General features: G+C 62.5%; 14 protein-coding genes. 6 read left to right on the plus strand and 8 right to left on the minus strand.

Annotated features, from left to right (window positions below):
• Positions 1-10: 10 nt before the first annotated feature.
• Both HX818_RS30895 and HX818_RS30900 read left to right on the plus strand, forming a co-directional pair.
• The gene (locus HX818_RS30895; RefSeq protein WP_177021351.1) at positions 11-2,404 is read left to right on the plus strand and encodes a fimbria/pilus outer membrane usher protein; all 2,394 of its coding nucleotides are present in this window, start codon (positions 11-13) and stop codon (positions 2,402-2,404) included.
• 43 nt (positions 2,405-2,447) lie between these two features.
• A complete protein-coding gene (locus HX818_RS30900; RefSeq protein ID WP_177021359.1) occupies positions 2,448-3,410 on the plus strand; it encodes a spore coat U domain-containing protein in 963 nt (320 codons plus the stop codon).
• Here HX818_RS30900 and HX818_RS30905 read toward each other — a convergent pair.
• Both HX818_RS30905 and HX818_RS30910 read right to left on the minus strand, forming a co-directional pair.
• Complete coding sequence (locus HX818_RS30905; RefSeq protein ID WP_177021352.1) at positions 3,407-4,159, minus strand: anti-sigma factor; 753 nt, start codon at positions 4,157-4,159, stop codon at positions 3,407-3,409. The genes HX818_RS30900 and HX818_RS30905 overlap by 4 nt on opposite strands.
• On the minus strand, positions 4,156-4,662 hold the full coding sequence (locus HX818_RS30910) for an RNA polymerase sigma factor (RefSeq protein ID WP_003212456.1): 507 nt from the start codon (positions 4,660-4,662) through the stop codon (positions 4,156-4,158). The genes HX818_RS30905 and HX818_RS30910 overlap by 4 nt, the downstream gene beginning before the upstream one ends.
• A gap of 171 nt (positions 4,663-4,833) precedes the next feature.
• On the opposite strand from HX818_RS30910, the gene HX818_RS30915 reads away from it, so the two are divergent.
• Positions 4,834-5,916: a catalase family peroxidase gene (locus HX818_RS30915; protein WP_177021353.1), complete on the plus strand. Its 1,083-nt coding sequence runs from the start codon at positions 4,834-4,836 to the stop codon at positions 5,914-5,916.
• Positions 5,913-6,452, plus strand: a complete 540-nt coding sequence (locus HX818_RS30920; protein ID WP_003212459.1) for a cytochrome b — start codon at positions 5,913-5,915, stop codon at positions 6,450-6,452. The genes HX818_RS30915 and HX818_RS30920 overlap by 4 nt, the downstream gene beginning before the upstream one ends.
• A 54-nt stretch (positions 6,453-6,506) precedes the next feature.
• On the opposite strand, the gene HX818_RS30925 is transcribed toward HX818_RS30920, so the two are convergent.
• Positions 6,507-7,658: a M14-type cytosolic carboxypeptidase gene (locus tag HX818_RS30925; RefSeq protein ID WP_087694667.1), complete on the minus strand. Its 1,152-nt coding sequence runs from the start codon at positions 7,656-7,658 to the stop codon at positions 6,507-6,509.
• Positions 7,659-8,125: 467 nt separating this feature from the next.
• A complete protein-coding gene (locus HX818_RS30930) occupies positions 8,126-8,488 on the minus strand; it encodes a DUF6124 family protein (RefSeq protein WP_102369523.1) in 363 nt (120 codons plus the stop codon).
• Positions 8,489-8,617: 129 nt separating this feature from the next.
• Here HX818_RS30930 and HX818_RS30935 point away from each other — a divergent pair, with 129 nt between their 5' ends.
• Complete coding sequence (locus HX818_RS30935) at positions 8,618-9,265, plus strand: LexA family transcriptional regulator (protein WP_177021354.1); 648 nt, start codon at positions 8,618-8,620, stop codon at positions 9,263-9,265.
• Here the strand turns inward: HX818_RS30935 and HX818_RS30940 are convergent.
• Genes HX818_RS30940 through HX818_RS30955 form a run of 4 tightly spaced genes read right to left on the minus strand, consistent with a single transcriptional unit; the run spans position 9,262 to position 14,803 of the window.
• Positions 9,262-11,199, minus strand: a complete 1,938-nt coding sequence (locus HX818_RS30940) for an acetyl/propionyl/methylcrotonyl-CoA carboxylase subunit alpha (RefSeq protein WP_177021355.1) — start codon at positions 11,197-11,199, stop codon at positions 9,262-9,264. The two genes, HX818_RS30935 and HX818_RS30940, sit on opposite strands and share 4 nt — an antisense overlap.
• Positions 11,196-12,002 (minus strand): gamma-carboxygeranoyl-CoA hydratase, encoded by an 807-nt coding sequence (locus HX818_RS30945; RefSeq protein WP_177021356.1) that lies wholly within the window; start codon positions 12,000-12,002, stop codon positions 11,196-11,198. Before HX818_RS30945 ends, HX818_RS30940 begins: the two co-directional genes overlap by 4 nt.
• A gap of 15 nt (positions 12,003-12,017) precedes the next feature.
• Entirely contained in the window at positions 12,018-13,625 is a 1,608-nt protein-coding gene (locus HX818_RS30950; RefSeq protein WP_177021357.1) for a carboxyl transferase domain-containing protein, read from the minus strand.
• A gap of 14 nt (positions 13,626-13,639) precedes the next feature.
• A complete protein-coding gene (locus tag HX818_RS30955; protein WP_003212472.1) occupies positions 13,640-14,803 on the minus strand; it encodes an isovaleryl-CoA dehydrogenase in 1,164 nt (387 codons plus the stop codon).
• 145 nt (positions 14,804-14,948) lie between these two features.
• Between HX818_RS30955 and HX818_RS30960 the strand changes: the two genes are divergently transcribed.
• Positions 14,949-16,580, plus strand: coding sequence for an AMP-binding protein (locus HX818_RS30960; protein WP_177021358.1), 1,632 nt, complete (start codon positions 14,949-14,951; stop codon positions 16,578-16,580).
• Positions 16,581-16,629: the final 49 nt, after the last annotated feature.

Genomic DNA, 16,629 nt, shown 5'->3' on the forward strand with positions numbered 1-16,629 from the left:
GTCTTAACGGATGGAGATGTCCATTGATGGACACAAAGCCTTGGTGAGCCATGGTCAGGCTCGTAGTCGATGGCGATCGGTGTGGGTGGTGGGCGGCCTGTCGGGCCTGGTGCTTGCGCCGCTTGGCGTGGCCGCGCCGTTGCCGCCGCCGCCCAGCAACATGGAGGCTGTTGCCGATGCACAGTTGTTCCTCGAACTGGTGGTCAACCAGATGGACACTGGCCGGGTGGTGGCCGTGGATCAGCGCGCCGGCGGCCTGTTTGTGCCGGCGGCCACCTTGCGGGACGTGGGCATGAAGCTGCCGGCCGAGATCACCACCGAGGTCGCGCTGGACCACCTGCCGGGCCTGCACACCGATTACGACAGCCAGGGCCAGCGCCTCATGTTGACGGTACCGCCGGCATGGTTGCCGGCGCAGTTCATCGGCAGCCGCAACAACTACCCGCGCGCCCAGGCACTCACCAGTTTTGGTGCGTTGCTCAACTATGACGCTTACCTGAACGACACCGATGACGCCGGCACATACCTGGGCATCTTCAACGAAGTGCGGCTGTTCGATACCTGGGGCACGTTGTCCAATACCGGCCAATACCGCACCACCTTTGGCGGCCAGGCCAGCGGCAGCACTTTGAACAATGGCTACCGGCGCTATGACACCACCTGGCGCTTTTCCGACGATGAGCGCCTGCTGACCTACGAGGCGGGCGACGTGATCAGCAGCGCATTGCCGTGGAGCAGTTCGGTACGCCTGGGCGGGGTGCAAGTGTCGCGGGATTTCGGCGTACGCCCGGACCTGGTGACTTACCCCTTGCCACAATTTGCCGGGGAGGCGGCGGTGCCGTCGTCGGTGGACCTGTTCATCAATGGCTACAAATCCAGCAGCGCAGATCTGCAGCCGGGCCCTTACACCTTGACCAACGTGCCGTTTATCAACGGCGCCGGCGAAGCGGTGGTGGTCACCACCGATGCCCTGGGCCGGCAGGTGTCGACCACCGTGCCGTTCTACGTCACCAGTACGTTGTTGCAAAAAGGCCTGTCGGATTTTTCCGTGGCGGCCGGTAATTTGCGCCGCGACTACACCATTCGGGATTTTGGCTACGGGCCGGGCGTGGCCAGCGGCACCTTTCGTTACGGGGTGTCGGACTACTTCACCCTGGAAAGCCATGCCGAAGCCTCAGGCGACCTGACCCTGGGCGGGCTCGGCGGCAACGTGCGGCTGGGCAACTTCGGGGTGCTCAATACCGCCCTCAGCCAAAGCCAGTTTGATGGCGAGACCGGCCAGCAACTGAGCTTCGGTTATCAATACAGCAACCAGCGCTACAGCCTGTCATACCAGCGAGTAGAGCGCCGCGACCAGTACGCCGACCTGACCCTGGTCGACACGCCTTATGCGAGCCTCAGCAAGCGCAGCGAGCAGGTGACCCTGAGCCTGAACCTCAACGATTTCGGCAGCATCGGTGCCGGCTATTTCGATGTACAGGCGGCCGATGACTCCCGCACCCGGCTGATGAACCTCACCTGGAGCAAACAGCTGTGGCGCAACACCAGTTTCTATCTGTCGGCCAACCGTGAGGTCGGTGACAGCAACTGGGCCATGCAGGCGCAGTTGGTCATCCCGTTCGACGTCTACGGCAGCCTGGCCTTGAGCAACGAGCGCAGCCAGGCCGGCGAAAGTCGCCAGCGGGTCAACTACAGCCGGGCGGTGCCGTCCGAGGGCGGCGTGGGCTACAACCTGGGGTATGCCAGTGGCGACGGCCCGGCCTATCGCCAGGCCGACCTGACCTGGCGCATGCAGTCGGTGCAATTGCAGGCGGGCGTGTACGGCAGCAGTGACGCCGAGACCCGTTGGGCGGATGCCAGTGGCTCGCTGGTGTGGATGGACAATCAGGCGTTCACCGCCAACCAGGTCAATGACGCGTTTGTGGTGGTGAGCACCGACGGCTATTCCGGTGTGCCGGTGCTCTATGAAAACCAGTTGGTGGGGGAAACCGACCGTAATGGGCACCTGCTGGTGCCGTGGAGCAGCGCTTATTACCGCGGCAAGTATGAAATCGACCCGCTGAACCTGCCGGTCAACGTGCAGACCCCGAATGTCGAGCAGCGCGTGGCGGTGCGGCGCGGCAGCGGCTACCTGCTGGAGTTCCCGGTGCGCCGGGTGATCGCGGCCAGTATCACCCTGGTGGATGCCCGGCATCAGGACCTGCCCCTGGGCAGCCAGGTGCGTCATGAGCAAACCGGGGCGCGCGCGGTGGTGGGGTGGGATGGCCTGGTGTACCTGGAGAACCTGGCGGCCCACAACACCTTGCAAGTCACTGTGGGTGAGGGCCGTACCTGCCAGGCAACGTTCGACGTGGATATCAACGAGGAGCAGGTGCCGCTGATCGGGCCGCTGGTTTGCCAATGAGATAAGGAGTGTGGGTGTGCGGGTCAAAGGATGGGTGTCGGGAATGCTGGTGTTGGCGAGCCTTGGGGGCGTGCAGCAGGCGCAGGCCTTGTGTTCGGTGGGGGCGACCGTGCCAGCCAGCTTTGGCACGTCGGTGAGTTCGATGACCGTGCGCACTGCCGCCCAGACCAGTTCGACCACCTCCGGCGGCTTGAACTGTACCTCTGCCCTGATTTCGTTGCTGGCTTCCACCGACCACTTTTACGCCACCATCACCGGTTCCTCCCAGGGCGGCATGGTTGGGCCCACCGGTGATGTGATCAGCTACACGGTCTATGCCAACAACACCACCGGCTTTCCGATGACCCGGGGCACCGCGTTCGACTTTGGCGGGCCCGGCGGCATCGCGCAAACCGCCGGGCTGATTTCCGGGCCGGGCACGAAAACCTTGCCGCTTTACATGAGCACGACGATCGGCAGCAACGTGGCGGCCGGCACCTATAGCGAAACCCTGAGTATTTTCTGGAACTGGAACTATTGCTCGGGCATTGGTATCGGCGGGATTTGTCTGGGGCGGGATATCAACAGTGGCACCACGACGTTGACCGTCAGCATGACCGTGGCCAACGACTGTCAGATCACCGCGCCCAACATCAGCTTCGGCAGCGCGCCGGTGATCAGTGGTTTTTCCAGTGTGAACGGGCAAGCCACGATTGCCTGCACCAAGGGCAGTGCCTACACCGTGGGCATCAGCGATGGCCAGAACCCGGTGAGTGTGGGCGGGCAGCGGCGGATGATCTCGGGGAGCAATTTCCTCAATTACGACATCTTCAAAAGCGCCACCACCACTCGCTGGGGCAGCGTGACCACCGCCCGGCGCGCCAGCTCCACGGCTGAGGTGAACCCCGGGAATGGCCTGGGCACCGGCAGCCAGGTGTTCAACTACAACGCGGCGATCTATAGCAACCAGGCCACGCCGCCGGCCGGTACCTACGTCGATAACGTGGTGCTGGATGTGGGTTTCTAGAACCGCATCGTCTGCTTGAGCATCTGCGTGGTCGAGGCGTCCTGCGGGCTGACCATCGCATAGTTGTAGCCCGCGCCCGACCAGTATTCGGCCTGCAGCCCGTCGGCACTGCGGCTGCCCCGGGGCAGGAACTTGTTTTCCGGGCCCGGCGGGCGGATATAGAAACTGATGCGCCGCCCTTGGGGGTCTTCATACAGCACCATGGCCGCCGCGCCTTGTTCGGTACTGAGCAGGCGCCCGCTGACCGCCTTGAACCCGGCCTGGCTCAGGTCCGGCAGGCGGTAGGCCTGGTTGAAATAACGGTCGAGCCAGCCTTGCATGTCGCCACCGCTTTGTACGTGGTAGTCGGCGGGCAGGATGCCGTCCTGGGCAAACAGGCGGTAGGCCTGCATCGCGTCGCTCATGGGCGCCATGCTCTCGAGCAGCGTGGCCTGGCGGGCCTGCCAGCCGCCGAGGCCGCCGACACTGACGGCAATCAACAGCATGGCGGCGGTTGCGAGATGGCGGCGTGACTGGCGCTTGACCCGCTGGCGAATCAGGGCCGGGTCCAGCTCGGGGTTGGCGGGTTGTTGCAGTGCGCCGCTCAACGATGCCCGCAGGTGCTGCGCGTCCTGTTGCCAGGCGTGCACCTGGGCGGCGACGTCCGGGTGGGCCGCCAGCCAGGTTTCGAGCTGGCGGCGGTCGGCGTCCAGGAGTTGGTGATCGACGTAGGCATGCAAATCGCGTTCGCTGGGAGGCAGGCTGATCATTTGAGTATCCGCAGGGCAGGGCTGGTGATTTCGCCGTCGCTGAGCTGGCGCAGGGCCTGGCGCGCGCGCGACAGGCGAGACATCACGGTGCCCACGGGCACCTCGAGGATGTCGGCGACTTCTTTGTAGCTCAAGCCTTCCACCGAGACCCACAGCAGCAAAGCGCGCTGTTCGGTGTTCAATTTGTCGAAGGCTTGCAGGGTCGATTGCGCGATGACGGTGCGCTCGACCGACGGCTGCGAATCATCGCGGCCGGTGAAAAATTCCAGCATGCGTGTGTACCGCCGGGAGCGCCGATGGGCGTCGAGGAACTGCCGGTAGAGGATCGAGAACAGCCAGGCGCGCAAGTCGCCTTCGAGGCGTTTGTCGGCCCAACTGATGATCGCGCGCTCAAGGCTCGCCTGCACCAGGTCGTCGGCGCTGCTGGTGTTACGCGTCAGGGACACGGCAAAACGCCGCAACCTGGGGATGAGTTCACGTAACTGTTCGTCGAGTTCGTGCATGGGATTCTGGCTAGTCACTACGCTGGGACTAGGAAGACGTCCGGCGTTGAAGGTTATTCCAGGCCAATAAAAATAAACAGCAGGCCAGGGAATAGAGTGCGCTGGCGTTCGTCCCAAGTGTTCCGACCTTATGTTTCACCCACTCAAGGCCTTGGGCCCTGGAGTTATTTCATGGTAGATCACTCATCACCGCCCCGTCCGCCGTTGAGCACCGCAAGCCTGATAATTCGGTTGGCCAGCATCGGCGTGGTGGTTGCCGTCGTGGCCGGGGCGTTTGCCTACGTTAACGGAAGCCTCGACCCACAACGGTTGCGCCCCAAAACCCTGGTCAATGCCCTGGAAACCAACAACGGCTTGCACCCTGGCTACCGGCGTAACCATGCCAAGGGCGTGTGCGTGGCCGGTTATTTCGAGAGCAGCCCCGAAGCGCGCCAGTATTCCAGTGCCCAGGTATTCAGCGAGGCGCGCACCCCGGTTATCGGGCGTTTTGCGCTGCCCAGCGGCAACCCGTATGCGCCGGACAGCAGCGTGCCGATCCGCAGTTTTGCCTTGCAGTTCAACTTGGCCAACGGCCAGCAATGGCGCACCGGGATGAACAGCATGCCGGTGTTCCCGGTGGGCACGCCCGAGGCCTTCTTCGAGATGCTCAAGGCCGGCGCACCTGACCCGGCCACCGGCAAGCCGAACCCGGCAGGCATGCCGGCGTTCTTCGCGGCGCACCCCGAGACCGCGCCGTTCCTGGCCTGGGTCAAGACCGCCAAGCCGTCTGCCAGCTATGCCACTGAAACCTATAACGGCATCAACGCGTTTTACCTGGTAAACGCCAGCGGCCAACGCCAGGCCGTGCGCTGGGGCGTCGTACCGCAAAGCCAGGATGCTGCGGGGGCCACGGCGCCCGCCGGCAGCGACTTCCTCGAAAAAGACCTGGCCCAGCGCCTGGTGGCCGGGCCGTTGCGCTGGCAGTTGAACCTCACCCTGGCCAACCCGGGCGACCCGGTAGATGACGCCAGCAAGACCTGGACCGGTGAGCACAAGGTGCTGAATGCCGGGACCCTGGTGCTGGACAGCAGCCAGCCGCAAATGGACGGTGATTGCCGTGACATCAACTTTGATCCACTGGTGCTGCCGAGCGGTATCGAAGCCTCGAATGACCCATTGCTGGCCGCCCGTTCGGCGGCGTACGCCAGTTCCTACCTGCGTCGCACCAGCGAAGTCAGCCAGCTGCACAGCGCCCCTCAGGAGTCGAAGCCATGAATGCCCAACCCCGGTTTTTCGCCCCGCTGGCGCGGCTGCTGCATTGGCTGATGGCGTTGATGATCATCGCCATGCTGTTTATCGGCGCGGGCATGGTGGCCTCGGTTTCCGAACGCCATGAGTGGCTGATCCACCTGCACAAGCCGCTGGGCATTGCGATCCTGGCGCTGGTGATCGTGCGCCTGGTGGTGCGTTTTTCCACGCGCCAGCCGCCGCTGCCTGCCGACTTGCCGCTGTGGCAAGTGCTGGCGGCCAAGGCCTCCCACGTGGTGCTGTATGCGTTGATGCTGGTGTTGCCGCTGCTGGGCTGGGCGATGATTTCAGCGGCCGGCGACCCGGTGATGCTCAGCAGTTCGGTGCAGTTGCCGGCGCTGGTGGGGGCGAATGCGCCGTTGTTTGCCGTGTTGCGCAAGGCTCACGGTTACCTGGCGTATTTGCTGTTTCTGACGGTGTTGTTGCACCTGGCGGCGGCGCTGTTCCACGGTTTGATCCGGCGTGACGGTGTGTTGCAAAGCATGACCGGCAGCAAGGACTGAAGCCTTCCCCGGCGGCGGTTGCTGTGAGGCAGCCGTCGCCGGGATCGTGGATGTTTAGCGCAATACGCCGACGATATCCGCCACGCTGCTCAACACGTCCTTGCCCAACTGCATCGAGCGTTTGCCCGACCAGCCGGTGTGCGGGTTGGGCGCGTCGTCGTTGTCCTTGAAGGGCATTTCCAGGGTCAGCGACAGGCAATCGAATTTCTCGCCGACGCTGTTGCACGCCAGGGTCATATTGGCTTCGCCCGGCAAATCGCGGGTGTAGCCATGCGCGGTCTGAAAATCCCGGGTGAGGTTGCTCAGGTGGCTGCGGAAGTGTTTTTCCAACTGCTCGATACGTGGCGTGTAGCCCGGGTTGCCTTCACAACCGGCGGTGAACACATAGGGGATTTCCTCGTCGCCGTGGATATCCAGGAACAGGTCAACGCCGTACTTTTCCATTTGTTGCTGGACGAACAGTACTTCGGGGCTGATCTCCTGGCTCGCACTCTGCCAGGCGCGGTTGAGGTCCTGGCCCATGGCGTTGGTGCGCAGATGCCCATGGAACGCACCATCGGGGTTCATGTTCGGTACCAGGTACAGGTCGGCGGCGGCCAGGAGCTTTTTCAGCTCGGCGTCACCGTCCTGCTGCAGGCGCTCGATGATGCCTTCCATAAACCATTCGGCCATGTGCTCGCCGGGATGCTGCTGGGCGACGATCCAGACCTTGCGCTTGTTGGCCTCGCCCTTGCCACGGCGCAGCAGTTGGATATCACGGCCTTCGACACTTTTGCCGGTGGCCAGCAATTGCGTGCCGGCGCGGTTCAGCGCCTGGTCGATCAGCCAGTCGTGGCGTTCGCGGCTGTAGGGTTCGAAGTAAGCGAACCAGGCCTGTTTTTCACGGGTTTCGAGGGTGATGTGCAGCGTTTCGCCATCAAAGCGGGTGGGCACCCGGAACCAGTTGATATGGTCGTAGGACGCCACGGCGTTGTAGCCGCTCCAGGCGTGCTTGTAAGACGAGTGGCCGGCATTGCTCAGGCGGAAGGTGTGGGTGTGACCCACGTGCATGCCTTCGGCCTTGAAGTGGAACCACTGGAAGTGCTGGCTGCGCGTATCGGGCTTTATCGCCAGCAGCAACTGGTGAGCATCACTGGCGTCGAGCACCTGGATATTGCCACTGTCGAAGTCGGTGCTGATCTTGATGGAGGTCAAGGCCACGGTCATAGTCTGGTTGCCTGAATATGAGTGTTGTGGCGGGCATTTTACACCGGAGCGGGGCAAAGCCTGGATGCAATTTTTGCGGGTGAAGAGGGGGGCGTCGTCCATGACGCCGCCGCAGCTTAGAATCTATGAGATTGATTCTCAAGTGCTATTTTTGAAAGAACCGGCCTAGAGCGCTCGATCGACTTTCTTTTGGCGATGGTCTTTTGCTACCATGCGCGCCATCAAGCAACACACAGTCTTCATTAGCCTGAAGTCACGCCAGGGAAAAACTGGCAAAAAAAAGACCCGGCCAAAGAGCCGGGTCAAAAACCGTGATTAGCCTGATGAGGAGATATTCCAAGAGTCCGACCTAAGGTCTCTTGGTCTATCGACTGATCTCGCGATCAGCTAGGTCCAATAATAATCATTATCATTTGCAAGTCAAATGTTTTTATCCCTCGGATAGAAATATTTTTCCCGCGTGCCTGTTACAGGCTGGCCGGCTGTTCGGCGCCCCTCGCCGAAAGCCGCAGTGACCGCTCCACCATCACCTTCGCCATATCGATCAAATAGACCACTGAAAACGCCAGGTCCCGGCTATTGCCGTGGGCGCTGTTTGCCGATTCGTACGCAGTGGCCGCGGCGCTGCGCAGCAGGTCGGAGGCGTGGACCAGGGCCTCCTCGTCGCTGATGCCGGGCTTGACCTCGAACAACGTATCGTCAACGGAGGGCGGTGCGGCATCCTCTTTCAGGTAATAGTCCAGCGCGCGTTGGGCGGCGCCACTGCTGCGCAGGAACAGCCGCTCGTCTTCATCGCAGGTGTCGGGCAGGGTATACGGGGTGGTCGTCATAAGGGCAGTGCTCTGTGTGGGTGTCGAAAGCCTGCAATCGATATTAGTACTAATCGTATTTATGGCGTTTTATTGATTACTACAAACTGTTTATTGTCGTGGTGAGTACACAACGTATTGTCAGGGCCCATGGATAAATGGATAGCGTTGGTCAAGGCCAACATGAAAGACCGCAAGGTCACGCAGGACCAACTGGCGTCGCGCCTGGGCATGTCTCAGGGCGGGGTCGGCCACTGGCTGAACAAGCGTCGGGTGCCGAGCCTTGCCGATATGAACCGGGTGATGCAGGAGCTGGGCCTGGATGGGCTCGAGGTCGCGCTGGTGGTTCGCGAAAAAGCGCTCGCGGCGGTTGCCGAGGAACTGCAGCCGGCGCCGCACTACAACCCGAATTACCGTTACCCGGTGAGCGAAGGGAAGGGAGGCTACCCATTGCAGGAAGAACCTCGGCCGTACGGCGTTACTCGTTTTCAGATGAGCGACTATCAGGCCCGTGGCAAGGCGTTCTGGATGCGCGTGACTGGCGACGCCATGACCGCCCCCAGCGGCTTGAGTATCAATGAAGGCACGATGATTCTGGTGGACCCGGCCATCCAGCCCGAGCCCGGCAAACTGGTGGTGGCCCAATGGGCATTTGATTCCCAGGCGATCTTGCGCAAATGGGTCAGGCAGAGCGGCCAGCTTTACCTGGTGCCGCTCAACCCTACATACCCGAAGATGCTGTTCAGTGAAGAGTGCCGGATCATCGGCGTGGTGGCGCAGGCGGTCACGAGGTTTTAACTCGCGGCTTCCAGCTCCACCAGTGCGCTGCCTTCACCGACCATTTCGCCTTCCTGGCAGTACAGCGCCTTGACCACGCCGGCATGGGGCGCGCGAATGCTGTGTTCCATCTTCATGGCCTCCAGCACCACCAACTGCGTACCGGCTTCAACCGTTTGCCCGACTTCCACCAGCACTCGCACGATGCTGCCGTTCATCGGTGCGGTCAGGCCGCCCTGATGGGACTGGCTGGCGTCGACGGCGGCAATCGGGTCGAACAGGCTGACACTGTGCACCTCGCCGTCCCAGCGCAAAAACACACTGCCGCCCTCGCGTACCGCCAGATGGGAGCGGCGCACGCCGTGCTGGTCGATCAGCAATTGTTCGCCGTGCAACTGGGGCGGGTTGATGCCGGCTTGCAGCATTACCAGGCGATCCTGGCCGTTGCAGCTCAGGTGCAGGGAAACCTCGCCCGGCAAGCCTGCGCGAAAACCTCGGGTGTCGGCCCAGGGCGAACGGGTGTCAGTGCTCGGTTGGGTCTGCATGAACGCCTGGCCGGCGGCCTGCCAGAATGCCTCACTCAATTCGCCAGGCGCCGGCAGCAGCTCATCCTGATAACGCGGGATAAACCCGGTATCGAGCTCGGCAGCGGCAAACGCCGGATGGCCGATAATGCGCCGCAAGAAGCCCAGGTTGGTCTTCAGTCCACCCACGGCAAATTCATCGAGCATGCCCAGCAGCCGCAGGCGCGCCTGTTCGCGGTCTTCGCCCCAGGCAATCAGCTTGCCCAGCATCGGGTCGTAGAACGGTGACACGTTGTCGCCTTGTTCGACGCCGCTGTCTACCCGGCGCCCGGGCCCTGGCGTGGATTCGCGGTACAGCGCCAGGTGCCCGGTGGCCGGCAGAAAATCGTTGGCCGGGTCCTCGGCGTACAGGCGCACTTCAATCGCATGCCCCAGCAGTGGCACTTGCTCCTGAGTCATCGGCAGCGGCTCGCCCTGGGCCACGCGAATCTGCCAGGCCACCAGGTCCAGGCCGGTGATGGCCTCCGTCACCGGGTGTTCCACCTGCAGCCGGGTGTTCATCTCCATGAAGAAAAACTCGCCCCGGGCGTCCAGCAGAAACTCCACGGTGCCCGCGCCCACGTAGCCGATGGCCTGGGCCGCACGCACGGCCGCTTCGCCCATGGCCTTGCGCTGTTCGGCACTCAGGCCCGGTGCCGGGGCTTCTTCGACGACTTTTTGATGGCGGCGCTGGATCGAGCAATCGCGCTCATTGAGGTACAGGCAGTGACCGTGCTGGTCGGCGAACACCTGGATCTCCACGTGACGCGGCTTGAGCAAATACTTTTCCACCAGCATCTGCGCATTGCCAAAGGAGGACAGTGCTTCACGCTGTGCCGAGGCCAACGCTTCGGCCAGTTGGCTGACGTCCTCGACCACTTTCATGCCCTTGCCGCCACCGCCTGCCGTTGCCTTGAGCAGCACCGGGTAACCGATACGCTCGGCTGCCTGGCGGAAGGTCTCCAGATCCTGGGCGTCGCCGTGGTAACCCGGCACCAGCGGCACGCCGGCGGTTTCCATCAACGCCTTGGCGGCCGATTTGCTGCCCATGGCATCAATGGCCGAGGCGGGCGGGCCGAGGAAGATCAACCCGGCGGCTTCAATGGCGCGGGCAAACCCTGCGTTCTCCGAAAGAAACCCGTAACCCGGGTGAATCGCCTGGGCGCCGCTGGCCTGGGCCGCGGCGATCAGTTTGTCGATTTGCAGGTAACTGTCGGCGGCCTTGCTGCCGCCCAGGTCCACACGAATATCAGCCTCGCGGGTGTGCCGCGCGTCACGGTCGGTGGCGCTGTGCACGGCCACGGTGGTCAGGCCCATGGCCTTGGCGGTGCGCATCACCCGGCAGGCGATTTCGCCACGGTTGGCTACCAATACGGTAGTAAGCGTCTTCATGAACGCGGCTCCTGAGGCTGCCAGTTGGGCGCGCGTTTTTGCAGAAAGGCACGCAGGCCTTCCTGGCCTTCGGTGCTGACGCGGATCCGGGCGATGGAGTTCTCGCAGTAGCGACGCAACGCTGGCGTCAGGGCACCGTGGCCGACTTCCCGTAGCAGGTCCTTGCTGGCGCGCATGGCCGCCGGGCTGTTGAGCAGCAGATTGGTAATCCACAATTGGACTTGAACGTCCAACTCATCAGCGGGATAACTCTCCGCCAACAACCCGATTTCCCGCGCCCGCTGGCCGCCGAAGCGATCTGCCGTGAGGGCATAGCGTCGGGCAGCCCGCTCACCGATCGCCTGCACCACGAACGGGCTGATCACCGCCGGCGCCAGGCCAATGCGCACTTCCGACAGGCAGAACTGCGCATCGTCGGCACCAATCGCCATGTCGCAGCAACTGATCAATCCCAGGGCACCGCCGTAGGCCGCGCCCTGGACTACCGCCAGCGTCGGGATCTTCAGCTTGGCGAGGTTATACATCAGCTCCGCCAGTTCTCGGGCATCGTCCAGGTTGGTGTGGTAATCCAGTTCGGCTGACTGCTGCATCCAGGCCAGGTCGGCGCCGGCGCTGAAGTGTTTGCCGCGCCCGCGCAGTACCAGAAAGCGCAGGGCCGGATCGCCTTGCACCCGGTCCAGGGCAATGATCAGTTCGCGGATCATTTCGGCATTGAACGCGTTGTTCTTGGCTTCACGACTGAGCCACAGCGTGGCAAAGCCACGGGGGTCGGTGATCAGTTCGAGGGTGTTGAAATCGCTCATGGGGTGCAGCTCCATTTACATGCGGAACACGCCGAAGCGGCTCGGCTCGATGGGGGCGTTCAGCGCGGCGGACAGGGCCAGGGCGAGCACGTCGCGGGTCTGCAGCGGGTCGATGACGCCGTCATCCCACAGCCGTGCGCTGGAGTAGTAGGGGTGGCCCTGGGTTTCGTACTGGTCGAGGATCGGCTGCTTGATCGCCGCTTCCTCATCGCTGCTGAAACCCTGGCCCGCGCGCTCGGCCTGCTCACGCTTGACCTGCACCAGCACGCCGGCGGCCTGTTCGGCGCCCATCACGCCGATGCGTGCGTTGGGCCACATCCACAAGAAGCGCGGGTCGTAGGCGCGTCCACACATGCCGTAGTTACCGGCGCCGAAGCTGCCGCCGATGATCACGGTGAACTTCGGCACCTTGGCACAGGCTACCGCTGTCACCAGTTTGGCGCCGTGCTTGGCGATGCCGCCGGCCTCGTATTTCTGGCCGACCATGAAGCCGGTGATGTTTTGCAGGAACAACAGCGGAATCCCGCGCTGGCAGGCCAGTTCGATAAAGTGCGCGCCTTTTTGCGCGGCCTCGGCGAAGAGGATGCCGTTGTTGGCCAGGATCGCAATCGGATAGCCGTGCAGGTGCGCAAAGCCGCACACCAGTGTGGTGCCAAACAACGCCTTGAATTCATCGAACACCGAGCCGTCCACCAATCGCGCGATCACCTCGCGTACATCGAACGGTTGCTTGGCGTCGGCCGGAATCACGCCGTACAGCTCTTCGCTGCTATAAAGCGGCGCCATCGGCGTGCGTTGTTGCAATTGCCCCAGCTTGCGCCAGTTGAGGTTGGCCACACTGCGCCGAGCCAGGGCCAGCGCATGTTCGTCGCTGTCGGCATAGTGGTCGGCCACCCCGGAAATCTTGCAGTGCACATCGGCACCGCCCAGGTCTTCGGCGCTGACCACTTCACCGGTCGCCGCCTTCACCAGCGGCGGGCCGGCGAGGAAAATGGTGGCTTGCTGGCGGACCATGATTGCTTCGTCCGCCATCGCCGGTACATAGGCGCCACCGGCAGTGCAGGAGCCCATCACCACTGCGATCTGCGGGATGCCCTGGGCGCTCATGTTCGCCTGGTTGAAGAAGATCCGTCCGAAGTGCTCGCGGTCCGGGAACACTTCATCCTGACGCGGCAGGTTGGCGCCGCCGGAGTCCACCAGGTAGATGCACGGCAGGCGGTTCTGCTCGGCGATGGTCTGGGCGCGCAGGTGTTTCTTGACGGTCAGCGGGTAGTACGAGCCGCCTTTCACCGTGGCGTCGTTGGCGACGATCATGCATTCGACGCCTTCCACCCGGCCAATCCCGGCAATCACCCCGGCAGCAGGCACGTCTTCGCCGTACACCTGATAAGCCGCCAGCTGGCTGAGTTCAAGGAACGGCGAGCCAGCGTCGAGCAAGCGATTGATCCGCTCGCGGGGCAACAGCTTGCCCCGCGACGTATGCCGCTCCTGGGCCTTGGCGCCGCCGCCTTGCTGCACCTGGGCGAGCAGGGTATGCAGGGCGTCGACCTGTTGGAGCATCGCCGCGCTGTTGGCGGCGAATTCCGCCGAGCGCGGGTTGAGCTGGGTGTGCAGGGTAGCCATGGTGCGCGCTCCGTTCAGCGGGTTTCGTTAAACAGTTCGCGACCGATCAACATGCGCCGGATTTCACTGGTGCCGGCACCGATTTCATACAGCTTGGCGTCACGCAATAGACGGCCCGCCGGGAATTCATTGATATAGCCATTGCCGCCGAGAATCTGGATCGCGTCGAGGGCCATCTGGGTAGCGCGTTCGGCGCTGTAGAGGATCACGCCGGCGGCGTCCTTGCGCGTGGTTTCGCCGCGCTCGCAGGCCTGGGCCACGGCGTACAGGTAGGCGCGGCTGGCGTTGAGCTGGGTGTACATGTCGGCGACCTTGCCCTGGATCAGCTGGAACTCGCCGATGCTCTGGCCGAACTGCTTGCGGTCATGGATGTAGGGCACGATCAGGTCCATGCAGGCCTGCATGATCCCGGTCGGGCCGCCGGACAGCACAACGCGTTCGTAATCGAGGCCGCTCATCAGCACTTTCACGCCGCCATTGAGTGCGCCGAGGATGTTTTCTTCCGGCACTTCGACGTCATCGAAAAACAACTCGCAGGTGTTGGAGCCGCGCATGCCGAGCTTGTCGAACTTGTTGCTGCGGCTGAAGCCCTTCGAGTCGCGCTCGACGATAAACGCGGTGATGCCGTGGGCACCCTTTTCCAGGTCGGTCTTGGCGTAGATCACGTAGGTATTGGCATCAGGGCCGTTGGTGATCCAGGTCTTGCTACCGTTGAGCACATACACACTGCCGCGTTTATCGGCGCGCAGCTTCATGGAGACCACATCGGAGCCGGCGTTCGGCTCGCTCATGGCGAGTGCGCCGATGTGTTCGCCGCTGATCAGCTTGGGCAGGTATTTGAGTTTTTGCTCATGGGTGCCGTTGCGGTTGATCTGGTTGACGCAGAGGTTGGAGTGCGCGCCGTAGGACAACGCCACCGAAGCCGAACCCCGGCTGATTTCTTCCATGGCCACCACGTGGGCCAGGTAGCCCAGGCCGGCGCCGCCGTATTCTTCCGGCACGGTGATGCCCAGCAGGCCCATATCGCCGAACTTGCGCCACATATCGGCGGGGAACAGGTTGTCGATATCGATTTGAGCAGCGCGCGGCGCCAGTTCCTTGGCCACGAAGGACTGCACCTGGTCGCGCAGCATGTCGATGGTTTCACCGAGGGCGAAGTTCAGGGAGGGGTAACTCATGGACGGGCACCTTCTAGCGTTGTTTTTGTATGGCCAATACGCCGGGGAGGGCGATCACCTTTACGTTAACGTAAACTTGCGTTGCGGGCCTGTCAATCGTAGTTTACGTTTACGTCAACCTACAAAAAAGACAACAGGGGTCGTTATGGATCAATCGAATCAGAGCTACAGCCGCGGCTGTCAGGACAAGGCCTTGCTGGCCATGACTATCGGCCAGGCCTTTGATCAAACGGTTTCGCGCTACTCCGACGGCGAAGCCTTGGTCGTGGGCCATCAACAGCGTCGCTACACCTGGCGGCAACTGGCAGAGACGGTTGACTTGCATGCACGTGCGTTCCTGGCCTTGGGGATGCAGGCCGGCGACCGCTTGGGCATCTGGGCCCCCAACTGCGCCGAGTGGTGCATCAGCCAGGTCGCCAGCGCCAAAATCGGCGTGATTCTGGTCAATATCAACCCGGCGTATCGCAGCAGTGAATTGGAGTACGTACTCAAGCAATCCGGTTGCCAGTGGTTGGTGTGCGCCGGGTCGTTCAAGACCTCCGATTACCACGGCATGTTGCAGGAGCTTCAACCTGACCTGCGCGGCATCATCAGCCTTGATCCCGGCCCGCCCCCGGGGTTTACGCCCTGGTCGCAATTGGCGGCCCTCGGGGCAGGCGTCCCGCCCGAGCAATTGCAGATCCGCCAGGCCGGCCTGCACTTCGATCAACCCGTCAATATCCAGTACACCTCCGGCACCACCGGCTTCCCCAAGGGCGCCACCCTCAGTCACCACAACATCCTCAATAACGGCTACATGGTTGGCGAAAGCCTGGGCCTGACGGCGCAAGATCGCCTGGTGATCCCGGTGCCGCTGTATCACTGCTTTGGCATGGTGATGGGTAACCTGGGCTGCATCACCCATGGCACCACGATGATCTACCCGAGTGACGGTTTCGACCCATTGCTGACCCTGGCTGCCGTCGCCGGAGAACAGGCCACCGGGCTATACGGGGTGCCTACCATGTTTATCGCCATGCTTGATCACCCGCGCCGCGCCGAGTTCGACCTGTCGCGCCTGCGCACCGGGATCATGGCGGGCGCCACTTGTCCGATCGAGGTGATGCGCCGGGTTATCGGCGAGATGCACATGAGTGAGGTGCAGATTGCCTATGGCATGACGGAAACCAGCCCGGTGTCGTTGCAGACCGGGCCGGATGATGACCTTGAGCGGCGTGTTACGACGGTTGGCCGGACCCAGCCACAGCTGGAAAGCAAGATTATCGATGACGCCGGTAACACGGTTGCTCGGGGCCAGGTAGGGGAGCTGTGTACCCGTGGCTACAGCGTGATGCTCGGTTACTGGAATAATCCTGACAGCACTCGTGAGGCTATCGACGAGGCGGGCTGGATGCACACCGGCGACCTGGCGACCATGGATGAACATGGGTACGTGTGCATCGCCGGGCGTAACAAGGACATGATCATTCGCGGAGGTGAGAACGTGTACCCGCGGGAGTTGGAGGAGTTTTTCTTTACTCATCCGGCGGTGGCGGATGTGCAGGTGATCGGGATTCCGGATGAGCGTTACGGTGAGGCGATTGTGGCGTGGATCAAGTTTCATCCGGGGCATGTGGCCAATGAGCTTGAGCTGCAGACGTGGTGCAAGGGGCGGATTGCGCACTTCAAGATGCCCAAGCATTTCAAATTTGTGGATGAGTTTCCGATGACGGTGACGGGGAAGATCCAGAAGTTTCGGATGCGGGAAATTATGATTGAAGAGTTGAAGGGGGGGTGAGGGAGGGCGGGGTGTTTATCCGTTATTTAGGTAACGGCGGCTTATGGTT

The sequence above is a fragment of the Pseudomonas sp. F9001 genome (genome assembly GCF_013385435.1).
GTDB lineage: Bacteria > Pseudomonadota > Gammaproteobacteria > Pseudomonadales > Pseudomonadaceae > Aquipseudomonas.